The sequence below is a fragment of the Enterobacter sp. BIGb0383 genome, from assembly GCF_003751845.1.
Lineage (GTDB): Bacteria > Pseudomonadota > Gammaproteobacteria > Enterobacterales > Enterobacteriaceae > BIGb0383.
On sequence record NZ_RJKQ01000003.1, the window covers coordinates 101,816 to 117,833 of the forward strand.

Below are 16,018 nucleotides of genomic sequence, written 5' to 3' on the forward strand. Positions count from 1 at the left end.
CAAATCTCAGCAGTATTTGCACTTTTTACTCAAAATGAGTAGAATATGCCACGTTTCAGGCGCGGGGTGGAGCAGCCTGGTAGCTCGTCGGGCTCATAACCCGAAGGTCGTCGGTTCAAATCCGGCCCCCGCAACCACTTTCCCAAAAAGTTCTTTTTCAAATATACTGTGAAGACGCTAAGCCTTCGCTGCTGGATTTGAAAAAATTCTTTCGGAAGGTTCTCCAGACCGCATTTGCGGTTATAGGGTTCAGTTATATAAAGCCCCGATTTATCGGGGTTTTTTGTTATCTGACTACAGAATAACTGGGCTTTACGCCCTTTTTTTATGTCTTGGGGGTGGGTTTGTCCACATTAGAGCAAAAATTAACAGAGATGCTGACGGCACCCGTTGAAGCTATCGGTTTTGAGCTGGTCGGCATTGAATTTGTCCGCGGTCGATCATCCACACTGCGCATCTATATTGATAGTGAGAATGGCATCAACGTTGATGATTGCGCTGAGGTGAGCCACCAGGTCAGTTCTGTCCTGGATGTAGAAGACCCGATCACTGTTGCGTACAACCTGGAAGTGTCCTCGCCAGGTCTCGACCGTCCGATGTTTACCGCAGAGCACTATCAGCGGTTCCTCGGTGAAGAAGTGTCGGTGGTACTGCGCATGGCGGTTCAGAACCGCCGCAAATGGCAGGGCATTATCAAAGTGGTGGACGGTGAGATGATTACCGTTACAGTTGAAGGCAAAGATGAAGTGTTCGCGCTGAGTAATATCCAGAAGGCGAATCTGGTTCCCCACTTTTAACAGTCTGGATTGAGGTGAAAGGCCCCGATGAACAAAGAAATTTTGGCTGTTGTTGAAGCCGTTTCCAACGAAAAATCACTCCCGCGTGAGAAAATTTTCGAAGCGCTGGAAAGCGCGCTGGCTACGGCGACCAAGAAAAAATATGAACAAGAGATCGACGTTCGCGTAGAAATTGATCGCAGAAGCGGCGACTTCGATACTTTCCGTCGTTGGGTTATTGTTGAAGAAGTGACTCAGCCGACCAAAGAAATTACGCTCGAAGCGGCACGTTATGAAGACGAAAGCCTGAACCCTGGCGAGTACGTTGAAGATCAGATTGAATCTGTCACCTTCGACCGTATTACTACCCAGACGGCAAAACAGGTTATCGTACAGAAAGTACGCGAAGCTGAACGCGCCCTGGTGGTCGATCAGTTCCGCGACCAGGAAGGTGAAATCGTCACCGGCGTCGTGAAGAAAGTGAACCGTGACAACATCGCTCTGGAAGTGAAATCAGAAGGGATGGCGGGCAACGCTGAAGCGGTTATTCTGCGCGAAGATATGCTGCCGCGTGAAAACTTCCGCCCAGGCGACCGTATTCGCGGTGTGCTGTACGCAGTTCGTCCGGAAGCGCGTGGCGCGCAGCTGTTCGTCACCCGTTCCAAGCCGGAAATGCTGATTGAGCTGTTCCGCATTGAAGTGCCGGAAATCGGTGAAGAAGTTATCGAGATCAAAGCCGCAGCCCGCGATCCGGGTTCTCGCGCCAAGATCGCGGTGAAAACCAACGATAAGCGTATCGATCCGGTGGGTGCCTGTGTAGGCATGCGCGGCGCACGCGTTCAGGCGGTCTCTACCGAGCTGGGCGGCGAGCGTATCGACATCATCCTGTGGGACGACAACCCGGCGCAGTTCGTGATTAACGCGATGGCTCCGGCGGATGTTGCTTCCATCGTGGTTGACGAAGACAAGCACACCATGGATATCGCAGTTGAAGCCGGTAACCTGGCGCAGGCGATCGGCCGTAACGGTCAGAACGTGCGTCTGGCTGCTCAGCTGAGCGGCTGGGAACTCAACGTGATGACCGTTGACGACCTGCAGGCGAAGCATCAGGCGGAAGCGCATGCTGCGATTGATACCTTCACCCGATATCTTGATATCGACGAAGATTTCGCCACGATGCTGGTCGAAGAAGGTTTCTCCTCGCTGGAAGAGCTGGCCTATGTGCCGATGAAAGAGCTGCTGGCGATTGATGACCTTGATGAGGCCACCGTTGAAGCGCTCCGTGAACGTGCGAAAAACGCACTGACCACGATGGCACTGGCGAAAGAAGAGAGTCTGGGTGACAACAAACCGGCTGACGATTTGTTGAACCTGGAAGGTCTGGACCGTGCGATGGCCTTCAAACTGGCCGCCCGTGGTGTTTGTACGCTGGAAGACCTTGCCGAGCAGGGCGTTGATGATCTGAGCGATATTGAAGACATGACCGACGAAAAAGCCGGTGAGCTCATCATGGCAGCGCGTAATATCTGCTGGTTCGGCGACGAAGCGTAATAAACTGTAGCAGGAAGGAACAGCATGACTGATGTAACTGTAAAAACGCTGGCAGCAGAGATTCAGACCTCTGTGGACCGCCTGGTACAGCAATTTGCTGATGCAGGGATCCACAAGTCCGCTGAAGACTCTGTGACCGCGCAGGAAAAACAGACGCTGTTAGCGCATCTGAACCGTGAGCACGGTTCCGCGCCTGACAAGCTGACGCTGCAGCGCAAAACGCGCAGCACCTTAAGCATTCAGGGTACCGGTGGGAAAAGTAAATCGGTACAGATAGAAGTCCGCAAAAATCGCACCTTTGTAAAACGCGATCCGCAAGAGGCAGAACGCCTTGCAGCGGAAGAAGCGCAGCGTGAAGCGGAAGAGAAGGCCCGTCGTGAAGCAGAGGAAATTGCTAAACGTGAAGCCGAAGCAAAAGCAAAACGTGATGCCGAAGAGAAGGCAAAACGCGATGCTGAAGAAAAAGCGAAACGCGAAACCGCTGATACAGCGAAACGCGAAGCTGCGGAAAATAGCAAATTGAGCAATCAACATACTGACGAAGTAACCAGGACTGCCCAGGCCGAGAAGGCCCGCCGTGAATCAGAAGCGCAGGAACTTAAGCGCAAAGCGGAAGAAGAGGCACGTCGCAAACTGGAAGAAGAGGCACGCCGCGTAGCAGAAGAAGCGCGTCGTATGGCTGAGGAAAACGCAGGCGTTTGGGCTGAGCAAGAAAAAGCGAAGGGTGAAGAGGATAAGAGCGATTATCACGTCACCACTTCCCAGCATGCCCGCCAGGCTGAAGACGAAAACGACCGTGAAGTTGAAGGCGGCCGTGGACGTACTCGCACAGCGACCAAAGCACCGCGTCCGAAAAAGGGTAACAAGCACGCTGAATCTAAAGCCGATCGTGAAGAAGCCCGTGCGGCTGTTCGCGGCGGTAAAGGCGGTAAGCAGCGTAAAGGTTCTGCACTGCAGCAGAGCTTCCAGCGCCCGGCACAGGCCGTTAACCGTGACGTCATCATTGGCGAAACGGTCACCGTTGCCGAGCTGGCAAACAAAATGGCGGTGAAAGGTTCTCAGGTCATCAAAGCGATGATGAAACTGGGCGCTATGGCCACCATTAACCAGGTCATCGACCAGGAAACCGCACAGCTGGTTGCCGAAGAGATGGGCCACAAAGTGATCCTGCGTCGTGAGAACGAGCTGGAAGAAGCGCTGATGAGCGACCGTGATACTGGCACCGAGACTCAGGCTGAGTCACGTGCACCGGTTGTGACCATCATGGGTCACGTTGACCACGGTAAAACCTCTCTGCTGGACTACATCCGCTCCACCAAAGTCGCCTCCGGCGAAGCGGGCGGCATTACTCAGCATATCGGTGCTTACCACGTTCAGACCGACAACGGTATGGTGACCTTCCTCGATACCCCGGGCCACGCCGCATTTACCTCAATGCGTGCTCGTGGTGCGCAGGCAACGGATATCGTTGTTCTGGTTGTTGCTGCAGACGACGGCGTGATGCCGCAGACCATCGAAGCTATCCAGCACGCGAAAGCGGCGCAGGTTCCGCTGGTGGTTGCAGTGAACAAGATCGATAAGCCTGAAGCGGATATGGATCGCGTTAAGAACGAACTCTCTCAGTACGGCGTTATGCCGGAAGAGTGGGGCGGCGAAGCGCAGTTCATCCCGGTTTCTGCGAAAGTCGGTACCGGTATCGATGACCTGCTGAACGCTATCCTGCTGCAGGCTGAAGTCCTTGAACTGAAAGCGGTTCGTCAGGGCATGGCCAGCGGTGTGGTTATCGAATCCTTCCTGGATAAAGGTCGTGGTCCGGTAGCCTCCGTTCTGGTTCGTGAAGGTACGCTGAACAAAGGCGATATCGTTCTCTGTGGCTTCGAATACGGCCGCGTGCGTGCGATGCGTGACGAACTGGGTCGCGAAGTGACCGAAGCGGGTCCGTCCATTCCGGTGGAAATCCTCGGTATGTCCGGCGTTCCGGCTGCGGGTGATGAAGTGACCGTCGTGCGTGACGAGAAGAAAGCGCGTGAAGTGGCACTGTATCGTCAGGGCAAATTCCGCGAAGTCAAACTGGCGCGTCAGCAGAAATCCAAGCTGGAAAACATGTTTGCCAACATGACCGAAGGCGAAGTTCACGAAGTGAACGTGGTGCTGAAAGCCGACGTACAGGGCTCCGTGGAAGCGATCTCCGATTCACTGCTGAAGCTGTCTACCGACGAAGTGAAAGTGAAGATCATCGGTTCCGGCGTAGGTGGGATCACCGAAACCGACGCCACGCTGGCTGCAGCGTCCAACGCGATTCTGGTTGGCTTCAACGTGCGTGCTGATGCCTCTGCGCGTCGCGTAATCGAATCTGAAAGCCTGGATCTGCGTTACTACTCCGTCATCTATAATCTGATCGACGAAGTGAAAGCAGCGATGAGCGGCATGCTGTCTCCGGAACTGAAACAGCAGATCGTTGGTCTGGCTGAAGTCCGTGACGTGTTCAAATCACCGAAATTTGGTGCCATCGCAGGCTGTATGGTTACCGAAGGTGTGGTTAAACGCCACAACCCAATCCGCGTCCTGCGTGACAACGTGGTTATCTATGAAGGCGAGCTGGAATCTCTGCGCCGCTTCAAAGATGACGTTAACGAAGTCCGTAACGGCATGGAATGTGGTATCGGCGTTAAGAACTACAACGACGTGCGCACCGGCGATATGATCGAAGTGTTCGAGATCATCGAAATCCAGCGCAGTATCGACTAATCCCCATAGGGTATTAGCATTTTGTCAGCCGGGTAAGCGAAGCGCCACCCGGCATAAAATTTTAAAAGGGGCTTTTGGCCCCTTTTTTGTCTTTATCTGGAGAATCTATTATGGCGAAAGAATTTGGTCGCTCGCAGCGCGTTTCTCAGGAGCTGCAAAAAGAGATCGCCATCATCCTGCAGCGTGAGATTAAAGATCCGCGTCTGGGGATGATGACCACCGTGTCCGCTGTCGAAATTTCCCGCGATCTGGCCTATGCGAAAGTGTTCGTTACCTTCCTTAACGACAAAGACGAAGCCTCCGTGAAAGCGGGCATCAAAGCTCTGCAGGATGCGTCCGGTTTTATCCGTACGCTGCTGGGCAAGGCAATGCGCCTGCGTATCGTGCCGGAACTGACCTTCTTCTACGATAACTCGCTGGTGGAAGGGATGCGCATGTCCAACCTGGTGACCAGCGTGGTGAAGCATGACGATGATCGTCGTGTGAACCCGGATGACAGCAAGGAGGACTGATGAGTCGTCCTCGTCGTCGCGGTCGCGACGTGCACGGCGTGCTGCTGCTGGACAAACAGCAGGGCGTGTCGAGCAATGACGTGCTGCAGAAAGTCAAACGTCTGTATAACGCCAACCGTGCGGGTCATACCGGCGCGCTGGATCCGCTGGCGACCGGTATGCTGCCGGTCTGCCTCGGCGAAGCCACCAAGTTTTCCCAGTACCTGCTGGACTCTGACAAACGCTACCGCGTGATTGCCCGCCTGGGCCAGCGTACCGATACCTCGGATGCCGATGGCCAGGTGGTAGAAGAGCGTCCGGTTGCGTTTAGCGCCCAGGAACTGGCTGCGGCGCTTGATGGCTTCCGCGGTGAGACGCAGCAGGTGCCGTCGATGTATTCGGCCCTCAAGTATCAGGGTAAAAAACTGTATGAATATGCCCGACAGGGCATTGAGGTGCCTCGCGAGGCGCGCCCGATTACGGTTTACGAGCTGCTGTTTATTCGCCATGAAGGTGATGAACTGGAGCTGGAAATCCACTGCTCAAAAGGCACCTATATCCGTACCATCATCGACGATCTGGGTGAAAAGCTGGGCTGTGGTGCCCACGTCATCTATCTGCGTCGGCTGGCGGTAAGCCGTTATCCGGTTGAGCGGATGGTGACGCTGGAGCAGCTGATTGCGCTGGTTGAGCAGGCTGAACAGCAGGGGATTCCGGCAGCAGACTTACTGGATCCGCTCTTAATGCCGATGGACAGTCCGGCGTCGGATTTCCCGATCGTCAACATTCCGACAGTCACGGCGGCGTATTTCAAGCAGGGTCAGCCGGTACGTGCCGCACAGGCACCTCAGCAGGGTCTGGTGCGCGTGACGGAAGGTGAAGAGGCGGCATTTATCGGCATGGGTGAAATCGACGATGAAGGCCGCGTTGCGCCGCGTCGTCTGGTGGTTGAATACCCGGTCTGATTGCGCCTGTCTTGCGATAACAAGCGGCTACGAGTAGAATATAGCCGCTTAACGCCAGCGCTGTCGTTTACGGCAGGCGGGGGTTAAAAAACGAGGATTGCTGAATTAGAGATCGGCATCCTGTCATTCTTTTATTTTTGGAGTTGAAAATGTCTCTAAGCGTTGAAGCTAAAGCTAAAATCGTTTCCGAGTTCGGTCGTGGTACTAACGACAGCGGTTCTACCGAAGTTCAGGTTGCACTGCTGACCGCACAGATTAACCATCTTCAGGGTCACTTCTCTGAGCACAAAAAAGATCACCACAGCCGTCGTGGTCTGCTGCGTATGGTTTCTCAGCGTCGTAAACTGCTCGACTACCTGAAACGTAAAGACGTTGCACGTTACACTCAGCTGATCGAGCGTCTGGGTCTGCGTCGCTAAGTCCGACGAGTTTCAGAAAGAGGGGCCTTTATGGCCCCTTTTTTCCACCAGATGTGGCGATACACCTTCGCGTTATCCTGAATATTTCGCGCAGCGGCATTTTGCAAGATAACGGGGTTATACTCTAAAGCGTTCAGGGCGGGTTCGTATCATTGCGACACCTTGAAGTATGACGAGTATGATGTATTGTTGCTACGAATGATCTTCCTTGCAGAGGTTCGCGCGGCTAATGAGAGGCTTTATCCACATAGGGTGGGTTAAGGTTGTCATTAGTCGCGAGGATGCGAAGAAGATCGGGTTCAAACCTCAGCACGCCGCAGGTGTGCTGTTATTTATTCAAAAAGGGTATCATTTTGCTTAATCCGATCATTCGTAAATTCCAGTACGGTCAACACACCGTAACGCTGGAAACCGGCATGATGGCACGTCAGGCGACGGCAGCCGTTATGGTTAGCATGGATGACACTGCGGTATTCGTTACCGTTGTTGGTCAGAAAAAAGCGAAGCCGGGCCAGGATTTCTTCCCGCTGACCGTTAACTACCAGGAGCGTACCTACGCTGCCGGTAAAATCCCGGGTGGTTTCTTCCGTCGTGAAGGCCGTCCGAGCGAAGGCGAAACCCTGACCGCGCGTCTGATTGACCGCCCGATTCGCCCGCTGTTCCCGGAAGGTTTTGTTAACGAAGTTCAGGTTATCGCGACCGTTGTTTCCGTTAACCCGCAGGTTAACCCGGATGTTGTGGCGATGATCGGTGCTTCCGCAGCCCTGTCTCTGTCCGGCATTCCGTTCAACGGCCCGATCGGCTGTGCTCGCGTAGGTTACATCAACGACCAGTACGTGCTGAACCCGACCCAGGACGAGCTGAAAACCAGTAAGCTGGATCTGGTGGTTGCCGGTACCGAAGGCGCCGTGCTGATGGTTGAATCCGAAGCTGAACTGCTGAGCGAAGACCAGATGCTGGGCGCGGTGGTCTTTGGCCACGAGCAGCAGCAGATCGTTATCCAGAACATCAACGACCTGGTGAAAGAAGCGGGTAAACCGCGCTGGGAATGGCAGCCTGAAGTGGTTGACGAAGCGCTGAACGCGCGCGTTGCTGCACTGGCTGAATCCCGTCTGAGCGATGCTTACCGCATCACCGACAAGCAGGAGCGTTACACTCAGGTTGGCCTGATCAAATCTGAAGCCGTTGCTGCGCTGCTGGCTGAAGACGAAGCGCTGGATGCCAACGAACTGGGCGACATCCTGCACGCGATTGAGAAAAACGTTGTTCGTAGCCGCGTACTGGCCGGTGAGCCGCGTATCGATGGTCGCGAAAAAGACATGATCCGTGGTCTGGACGTGCGTACTGGCGTGCTGCCGCGTACCCACGGTTCCTCACTGTTCACTCGTGGTGAAACTCAGGCGCTGGTTACCGCAACCCTGGGTACCGCTCGTGATGCGCAGAACATCGATGAGCTGATGGGTGAGCGTACTGACTCCTTCCTGTTCCACTACAACTTCCCTCCGTACTCCGTAGGGGAAACTGGTATGGTCGGTTCACCGAAGCGTCGTGAAATTGGTCACGGTCGTCTGGCGAAACGCGGCGTGCTGGCAGTGATGCCGACGGCTGAAGAGTTCCCGTACACCGTTCGTGTGGTTTCTGAAATCACCGAATCTAACGGTTCTTCCTCCATGGCATCCGTATGTGGTGCATCTCTGGCATTGATGGACGCGGGCGTTCCGGTTAAAGCTGCCGTTGCAGGTATCGCAATGGGTCTGGTGAAAGAAGGCGAGAACTTCGTTGTTCTGTCCGACATCCTGGGCGACGAAGACCACCTGGGCGATATGGACTTCAAAGTGGCGGGTTCCCGCGACGGTATCTCTGCGCTGCAGATGGATATCAAAATTGAAGGTATCACCAAAGAGATCATGCAGGTTGCACTGAACCAGGCTAAAGGTGCGCGTCTGCACATCCTGGGCGTGATGGAACAGGCGATCAACGCGCCGCGTGGCGATATCTCTCAGTTCGCACCGCGTATCCACACCATTAAGATCAGCCCGGACAAAATTAAAGACGTTATCGGTAAGGGCGGTTCTGTGATCCGTGCGCTGACCGAAGAGACCGGCACCACCATCGAAATCGAAGATGACGGTACCGTGAAAATCGCTGCGACCGACGGTGAAAAAGCGAAATTCGCTATCCGTCGTATCGAAGAGATCACCGCGGAAATCGAAGTGGGCCGTATCTACAATGGTAAAGTGACCCGTATCGTTGACTTTGGCGCATTCGTTGCCATCGGTGGCGGTAAAGAAGGTCTGGTACACATTTCTCAGATCGCCGACAAGCGCGTAGAGAAAGTGACCGATTACCTGCAGATGGGTCAGGAAGTTCCGGTTAAAGTTCTGGAAGTTGACCGCCAGGGCCGCGTTCGTCTGAGTATCAAAGAAGCAATGGAACAGACCCAGTCTGGCGAAGCGGCAGAAACGCCGGTCGCTGAGCAGGGCGAGTAAGATTGTTTTTTCCCTCCGCCGTTTCGGCGGAGGGGCTATTCAGGCTGGATGCCTTGTTAGCAGCCGGGGGACAGGACGTTCATCCAATTGTTGTCTTCGGGAGTGGGAAATGAAGCCTTTTTTGCGCTGGTGTTTCGTGGCGACAGCACTCACGCTGGCAGGATGCAGCAACTCTGCCTGGCGTAAGAGTGAAGTCCTCGCGGTGCCACTGCAACCGACTTTACAGCAGGAAGTGATTCTGGCGCGTATGGAACAAATACTTGCCAGTCGGGCTTTAACCGATGATGAACGCGCACAGCTTTTATATGAGCGCGGAGTGTTGTATGATAGTCTCGGTCTGAGGGCACTGGCGCGGAATGATTTTTCACAAGCGCTGGCTATCCGACCAGATATGCCTGAAGTATTCAATTACTTAGGCATTTATTTAACGCAGGCAGGCAATTTTGATGCTGCCTATGAAGCGTTTGATTCTGTACTTGAGCTTGATCCAACTTACAACTACGCGCACTTGAATCGCGGTATCGCCCTGCATTACGGCGGTCGTGACAAGTTAGCGCAAGATGATCTGCTGGCGTTTTATCAAGACGATCCCAACGATCCTTTCCGTAGCCTGTGGCTTTACGTTGTTGAGCGTAAGCTCGATGAGAAGCAGGCCAAAGAAGCACTACAACAGCGCTTCGAGAAATCGGATAGAGAGCAATGGGGATGGAACATTGTCGAGTTCTACCTGGGCAACATTAGCGAAGCAACGTTAATGGATCGCCTCAAGGCGGACGCAACGGATAACACCTCGCTCGCTGAGCATCTCAGTGAAACCAACTTCTATTTAGGTAAGTACTACCTAAGTCTGGGGGACAAGGACAGCGCTACGGCACTGTTCAAACTAGCGGTTGCTAACAACGTACACAACTTCGTTGAGCACCGTTATGCATTGTTGGAATTAGCGCTCTTGGGCCAGGAATCTGATAACCTGGCAGAATCGGACCAGCAATAGCTGACGAACATATTCAGCCCGTAATCTTTTGATTGCCATCACCTTTTAACGGGTGAGGGCTTTATTGTTCGTTAATTAACCTACTTTGAGCCGGTTCACACTTTTCAATGAAAATTGCAGATCAATTTCACGATGAGTTATGTAGACTGGCCGCCACTGACATTGAGGCACTTGTACTACATGGCTGAATTCGAAACCACTTTCTCCGATCTGGGGCTGAAAACCTCTATTCTTGAAGCCCTTAACGATCTCGGTTACGAAAAACCATCTCCGATCCAGGCTGAGTGCATTCCGCACCTGCTGTCTGGTCGTGACGTGCTGGGTATGGCCCAGACTGGTAGCGGTAAAACTGCAGCATTCTCGCTGCCGCTGCTGAACAACATCGATCCGGAACTGCGTGCGCCGCAGATCCTTGTACTGGCACCGACCCGCGAACTGGCAGTCCAGGTTGCGGAAGCGATGACCGAGTTTTCTAAACATATGCGCGGCGTAAACGTGGTTGCCCTGTACGGCGGCCAGCGTTATGACGTGCAGTTACGCGCCCTGCGTCAGGGCCCGCAGATCGTCGTCGGTACGCCGGGTCGTCTGCTGGATCACCTGAAACGCGGTACCCTGGTTCTGTCAAACCTGAAAGGCCTTGTGCTGGACGAAGCTGACGAAATGCTGCGTATGGGCTTTATCGAAGACGTTGAAACCATCATGGCGCAGATCCCGGCTGAACATCAGACCGCGCTGTTCTCTGCCACCATGCCGGAAGCGATCCGTCGTATTACCCGTCGCTTTATGAAAGATCCGCAGGAAGTGCGCATTCAGTCCAGCGTTACGACCCGCCCGGACATCAGCCAGAGCTACTGGTCTGTACACGGCATGCGTAAAAATGACGCGCTGGTTCGTTTCCTGGAAGCGGAAGATTTTGATGCGGCGATTATCTTCGTTCGTACCAAAAACGCGACCCTGGAAGTGGCTGAAGCCCTGGAACGTAGCGGCTACAGCAGCGCTGCGCTGAATGGCGACATGAACCAGTCCCTGCGTGAGCAGACTCTGGAGCGCCTGAAAGATGGTCGTCTGGACATCCTGATTGCAACCGACGTTGCGGCCCGTGGCCTGGACGTTGAGCGTATCAGCCTGGTTGTTAACTACGATATCCCGATGGACGCTGAGTCTTACGTTCACCGTATCGGCCGTACCGGTCGTGCAGGCCGTGCAGGCCGTGCGCTGCTGTTCGTTGAGAACCGCGAGCGTCGTCTGCTGCGTAACGTAGAACGCACCATGAAGCTGACTATTCCGGAAGTTGACCTGCCGAACGCAGAACTGCTGGGCAAACGTCGTCTGGAAAAATTCGCCGCGAAAGTACAGCAGCAGCTGGAAAGCAGCGATCTGGATCAGTACCGTGCGCTGCTGGCTAATATCCAGCCGACCACTGAAGGTGAAGCGCTGGATATCGAAACGCTGGCCGCAGCACTGCTGAAAATGGCCCAGGGCGAACGTCCGCTGATCCTGCCGCCGGATGCGCCGATGCGTCCGCGTCGCGAATTCCGCGATCGTGATGAGCGTTTCGAACCGCGTCGTAATGACCGCAACGACCGTGGCGATCGTAACGATCGTGGTCCGCGTGCCGATCGTGGCGGTGAAGACCGTCCGCGTCGTGAGCGTCGTGAAGTGGGCGATATGGAACTGTACCGTATTGAAGTGGGCCGTGATGACGGCGTTGAAGTTCGTCATATCGTGGGCGCGATTGCCAACGAAGGCGACATCAGCAGCCGTTACATCGGTAACATCAAGCTGTTTGATTCCCACTCCACTATCGAGCTGCCGAAAGGTATGCCGGGCGAAGTGCTGCAGCACTTTACTCGTACCCGTATCCTCAACAAGCCGATGAACATGCAGCTGATGGGCGATGCCCAGCCGCATTCTGGTGGCGAACGTCGTGGCGGTGGTCGTGGCTTCGGTGGCGAGCGTCGTGAAGGCGGTCGTAGCTTCGGCGGTGAACGTCGTGAAGGCGGACGCAGCGAAGGTGCTCGTGGTGCTGGCGAAGGTCGTCGTTTCTCCGGCGAGCGTCGCGAAAACCGCGGCCCGCGTCGCGATGATTCTGCCGTACGTCGTCGTCCTACCGACGCGTAAGCGCTGCGCTTTATAGCGTAAAGTAATCTGTACAGCCCCGGTCATTGCGATCGGGGCTTTTTTTATTTCCTTTGTACTCATGTACTGGTACATTGCGGCACGCATCACGGTATTGCGTGATGATTTGCGGAGAAAAAACCATGAGTACCCTGACGACCACCCGAACCACGCCCTCGCTGTTTGCCGGCGTGGTGATTATTGGCGGCACCATTATTGGTGCAGGCATGTTCTCTTTGCCAGTGGTGATGTCCGGGGCGTGGTTCTTCTGGTCGCTGGCGGCGTTGGTCTTTACCTGGTTCTGCATGCTGCATTCCGGGCTGATGATCCTCGAAGCCAACCTTAACTACCGGATCGGCTCAAGCTTCGATACCATCACCCGGGATCTGCTTGGCCGCGGCTGGAACCTGGTCAACGGCGTCTCAATTGCCTTTGTGCTCTATATCCTGACCTATGCCTATATCTCGGCCAGCGGCTCGATCCTGCACCACACCTTCTCCGAGCTATCGCTGAACGTCCCTGCGCGTATGGCTGGTCTAGTGTTTGCCCTGGCGGTGGCGTTTATCGTCTGGTTGAGTACTCGCGCGGTTAGCCGGATGACCGCCATCGTGTTGGGGGCGAAGGTGATCACCTTCTTCCTCACTTTTGGCAGCCTGCTGGGCCATGTCGAACCGACGACGTTGCTGAACGTAGCCGACGGCGATGCCAGCTATCTGCCCTACATGCTGATGACCCTGCCGTTCTGCCTGGCCTCTTTCGGCTATCACGGTAACGTGCCGAGCCTGATGAAGTACTACGGCAAAGATCCGCGCACGATTATCCGCTGCCTGGTGTACGGGACGCTGCTGGCGCTGGGGCTGTACGTTATCTGGCTGCTGGCGACGATGGGGAATATCCCGCGTGCGGCCTTTATCGATATCGCGGACAAGGGCGGTAATATCGATGTGCTGGTACAGGCTCTGAGTGGCGTGCTGAATAGCCGCAGTCTGGATCTGCTGCTGGTGGTGTTCTCGAACTTCGCGGTGGCCAGTTCATTCCTGGGAGTAACTCTGGGCCTGTTCGATTATCTGGCGGATCTGTTTGGCTTTGACGACTCCGCCAGTGGACGCTTTAAAACCGCGCTGCTGACCTTTGTGCCGCCAATGGTGGGTGGCCTGCTGTGGCCGAACGGCTTCCTCTACGCTATCGGCTATGCCGGGCTGGCGGCGACCATCTGGGCGGCAATTGTGCCCGCGCTGCTGGCAAGCGCCTCGCGTAAACGCTTCGGTAGCCCGACGTTCCGCGTGTGGGGTGGGAAGCCGATGATCGTGCTGATTCTGCTGTTTGGGCTCGGTAACGCCGCGATCCATCTGCTGTCGAGCTTTGACCTGCTCCCGGTGTACCGATAAGTTATCCGCCCTCTTCCACAGGGGAGAGGGCGTAACGCTTAGCCCAGCAGCTCCTCTTTCACCTGCATCGCCAGATCAAACGAGTGCAGACGTGCCTGGTTATCGAAGATTTGCCCGTTAACCATAATCTCGTCGGCCTGGGTTTCACGCAGCACCGACTCCAGTCCGTGGCGCACTTTCGCCTTATCACCCACCAGCGACATTCCCAGCGCCTGCTGCACGCCATACTGCTCTGACGGTGACCAGAACGTATCCATATTCTCAATCGGCGGCGGCAACTGACCGGTTTCACCCCGGCGCAGCTTCACAAAGGCCTGCTGCATCGAGGTAAACAGGAATTCGGCATCGCGGTTACTGTCGGCGGCAATGATGTTAATACAGACCATGGCATACGGCTTCGCCAGGCGTTCGGACGGTTTGAAGTTTGCCCGATACAGCTGCAGCGCCTGGAACAGCATATCCGGCGCGAAGTGGGAGGCGAAGGCGAAGGGTAGGCCGAGCTGCGCGGCGAGCTGGGCGCTATACAGGCTTGACCCCAGCAGCCAGACCGGGACTTTCTCACCGTAGCCCGGGACCGGGCGCACGTGCGGATGCGGATCGCGGGCGTCGAACCAGTCCACCAGTTCCGCGACGTCGCGGGGGAAGTTATCGACGTCGCCGCTCATATGGCGGCGCAGCGCCATCATTGTGCGCTGGTCGCTACCCGGCGCACGGCCAAGCCCCAGATCGATACGGCCCGGATAGAGCGTATTCAGCGTGCCAAACTGCTCGGCAATCACCAGCGGGGAGTGGTTAGGCAGCATCACGCCGCCGGACCCGAGGTGCAGCGTGGTGGTATTGGCCGCCAGATAGCCAATCAGCACCGACGTCGCGGCGCTGGCGATACCGGTCATATTGTGGTGTTCCGCCAGCCAGTAGCGATGATAGCCGCGTTTTTCAGCGAGGCGGGCGAGATCCAGCGAGTGTGAAAAGGCTTCTCGTGCGGAGGAGCCCTGAGGTATCGGGGCCAGGTCCAGCACCGAAAAAGGAATAGTTTTATCAGTCATAACGGCTCACTTTGTTACAGCATGGTCATCAGATTGAAGGTCTTCTTCCAGCCTGGCGTATTCACGGAGATTTGCGAATCACCGGCCAGAAAAGCTGCACCTTTAATACTGCATTAAAAAATGACGAAGCCTGTTAACAAAGTGAGCCTTTTTTACGCCTGAAGCTCCAGCCCGGCCAACCGTCTCCAGTAGCCGTTGCAGTCGCTATTGGCGGTCAGCGGTAGCGGGGCTGCACCCTGCTCATTGGCGCGGAACGCGTCGAGCATGGCGAAGGTGTCATTGCCCATCGGCGACAGGCGAACCATATCCACCAGCCCCTGCATTGAGGTCAGCTCGTTACCGAGGTTATAGACGTATCCGCTCATGGTCTGAATGCCGTTGAGCACAAACACCTGCTGATTTTCCTGAGAGAGCATACTGCGGCCCAGCGGGTATTTGATGCAGCAGGTTTCACATTCATCCTTGGGCCGATCTTCCGAACGGGCGGTAAAGCAGCGCGCGGAATACGCCAGCGGCAGATGGCCATAGCTCAGCACCTCTACCTCAAAGCGGTCGCGGATACCCAGCTCATCGCACTGCTGCAGCAAATTGATCAGCCAGTCGCGGGAGAGCTCAACCGGCATACACCAGCGCACCATTCCCTGCTTCAACAGCAGGCGCAGCGTCACCGCGTTGTAGCAGTTCAGCGCGTGACCGGCGACAAACGGCAGCCTGCGTTCGGCGCACAGATTCACCACGCCGAGATCGCTGGCTTCCAGCAGAAACTCGCCGTTATCCACGTAGCGTTTAAGCTCGTTGATCTCAGAGGAGGCCTGCACCAGGGCCAGCGTAGAGAGGACTACCTGCTTACCGCTGGAGGCCAGGCTTTTCGCCATATCCAGCCAGTCACCGACTTTGGTGGCGCGGCGTTTGCTGCAAACGGCTTCGCCGAGATAAATCACATCCGCGCTGGAGGCGGCGGCCTGCTGGTAAAAATCGTCCAGCGTCTGTTTTGGCCAGTAGTACAGCACCGGCCCTAAAGAGTATTTCATGG

At 55.4% G+C, this 16,018-nt stretch carries 13 protein-coding genes and 1 tRNA gene; 12 read left to right on the forward strand and 2 right to left on the reverse strand.

Features of this window, described 5'->3' with window-relative positions; all coding sequences use genetic code 11:
* Positions 1-60 precede the first annotated feature (60 nt).
* From EDF81_RS16085 to mtr, 12 genes are all read left to right on the forward strand, one after another.
* Positions 61-137, forward strand: a tRNA-Met gene (locus tag EDF81_RS16085).
* 207 nt (positions 138-344) lie between these two features.
* Entirely contained in the window at positions 345-797 is a 453-nt protein-coding gene (gene rimP, locus EDF81_RS16090) for a ribosome maturation factor RimP (protein ID WP_148049939.1), read from the forward strand.
* Between the two features lie 27 nt (positions 798-824).
* Complete coding sequence (nusA, locus tag EDF81_RS16095; protein ID WP_123349169.1) at positions 825-2,327, forward strand: transcription termination factor NusA; 1,503 nt, start codon at positions 825-827, stop codon at positions 2,325-2,327.
* A gap of 24 nt (positions 2,328-2,351) precedes the next feature.
* Entirely contained in the window at positions 2,352-5,075 is a 2,724-nt protein-coding gene (infB, locus tag EDF81_RS16100) for a translation initiation factor IF-2 (RefSeq protein WP_123349170.1), read from the forward strand.
* 110 nt (positions 5,076-5,185) lie between these two features.
* Positions 5,186-5,587, forward strand: a complete 402-nt coding sequence (rbfA, locus tag EDF81_RS16105; protein WP_123349171.1) for a 30S ribosome-binding factor RbfA — start codon at positions 5,186-5,188, stop codon at positions 5,585-5,587.
* Positions 5,587-6,531: a tRNA pseudouridine(55) synthase TruB gene (gene truB, locus EDF81_RS16110; protein WP_123349172.1), complete on the forward strand. Its 945-nt coding sequence runs from the start codon at positions 5,587-5,589 to the stop codon at positions 6,529-6,531. Before rbfA ends, truB begins: the two co-directional genes overlap by 1 nt.
* A 149-nt stretch (positions 6,532-6,680) precedes the next feature.
* Complete coding sequence (rpsO, locus tag EDF81_RS16115; protein ID WP_123349173.1) at positions 6,681-6,950, forward strand: 30S ribosomal protein S15; 270 nt, start codon at positions 6,681-6,683, stop codon at positions 6,948-6,950.
* 353 nt (positions 6,951-7,303) lie between these two features.
* The gene (pnp, locus tag EDF81_RS16120; protein ID WP_123349174.1) at positions 7,304-9,439 is read left to right on the forward strand and encodes a polyribonucleotide nucleotidyltransferase; all 2,136 of its coding nucleotides are present in this window, start codon (positions 7,304-7,306) and stop codon (positions 9,437-9,439) included.
* A gap of 109 nt (positions 9,440-9,548) precedes the next feature.
* Positions 9,549-10,433, forward strand: a complete 885-nt coding sequence (gene nlpI / locus EDF81_RS16125; protein WP_123349175.1) for a lipoprotein NlpI — start codon at positions 9,549-9,551, stop codon at positions 10,431-10,433.
* Between the two features lie 107 nt (positions 10,434-10,540).
* Positions 10,541-10,621, forward strand: coding sequence for a protein YrbN (gene yrbN, locus EDF81_RS16130; RefSeq protein WP_123349176.1), 81 nt, complete (start codon positions 10,541-10,543; stop codon positions 10,619-10,621).
* Positions 10,614-12,554 (forward strand): DEAD/DEAH family ATP-dependent RNA helicase, encoded by a 1,941-nt coding sequence (locus EDF81_RS16135; protein ID WP_123349177.1) that lies wholly within the window; start codon positions 10,614-10,616, stop codon positions 12,552-12,554. Before yrbN ends, EDF81_RS16135 begins: the two co-directional genes overlap by 8 nt.
* Before the next feature lie 140 nt (positions 12,555-12,694).
* Entirely contained in the window at positions 12,695-13,939 is a 1,245-nt protein-coding gene (gene mtr, locus EDF81_RS16140) for a tryptophan permease (protein WP_123349178.1), read from the forward strand.
* A 38-nt stretch (positions 13,940-13,977) separates the two neighbouring features.
* Here mtr and EDF81_RS16145 read toward each other — a convergent pair whose 3' ends face one another.
* Both EDF81_RS16145 and EDF81_RS16150 read right to left on the reverse strand, forming a co-directional pair.
* Positions 13,978-14,985: a luciferase-like monooxygenase gene (locus EDF81_RS16145; protein WP_123349179.1), complete on the reverse strand. Its 1,008-nt coding sequence runs from the start codon at positions 14,983-14,985 to the stop codon at positions 13,978-13,980.
* Positions 14,986-15,137: 152 nt separating this feature from the next.
* Positions 15,138-16,016 carry a U32 family peptidase gene (locus EDF81_RS16150; protein WP_123349180.1) on the reverse strand — a complete coding sequence of 293 codons (879 nt, stop codon included), beginning with the start codon at positions 16,014-16,016 and terminating at the stop codon, positions 15,138-15,140.
* Between the last annotated feature and the right edge of the window lie 2 nt (positions 16,017-16,018).

Coding starts and splice junctions, on each gene's coding strand:
- nusA (WP_123349169.1), top strand. CDS start 825: ATGAACAAAGAAATTTTGGCTGTTGTTGAAGCCGTTTCCAACGAAAAA.
- infB (WP_123349170.1), top strand. CDS start 2,352: ATGACTGATGTAACTGTAAAAACGCTGGCAGCAGAGATTCAGACCTCT.
- rbfA (WP_123349171.1), top strand. CDS start 5,186: ATGGCGAAAGAATTTGGTCGCTCGCAGCGCGTTTCTCAGGAGCTGCAA.
- truB (WP_123349172.1), top strand. CDS start 5,587: ATGAGTCGTCCTCGTCGTCGCGGTCGCGACGTGCACGGCGTGCTGCTG.
- rpsO (WP_123349173.1), top strand. CDS start 6,681: ATGTCTCTAAGCGTTGAAGCTAAAGCTAAAATCGTTTCCGAGTTCGGT.
- nlpI (WP_123349175.1), top strand. CDS start 9,549: ATGAAGCCTTTTTTGCGCTGGTGTTTCGTGGCGACAGCACTCACGCTG.
- yrbN (WP_123349176.1), top strand. CDS start 10,541: ATGAAAATTGCAGATCAATTTCACGATGAGTTATGTAGACTGGCCGCC.
- EDF81_RS16135 (WP_123349177.1), top strand. CDS start 10,614: ATGGCTGAATTCGAAACCACTTTCTCCGATCTGGGGCTGAAAACCTCT.
- mtr (WP_123349178.1), top strand. CDS start 12,695: ATGAGTACCCTGACGACCACCCGAACCACGCCCTCGCTGTTTGCCGGC.
- EDF81_RS16145 (WP_123349179.1), bottom strand. CDS start 14,985: ATGACTGATAAAACTATTCCTTTTTCGGTGCTGGACCTGGCCCCGATA.
- EDF81_RS16150 (WP_123349180.1), bottom strand. CDS start 16,016: ATGAAATACTCTTTAGGGCCGGTGCTGTACTACTGGCCAAAACAGACG.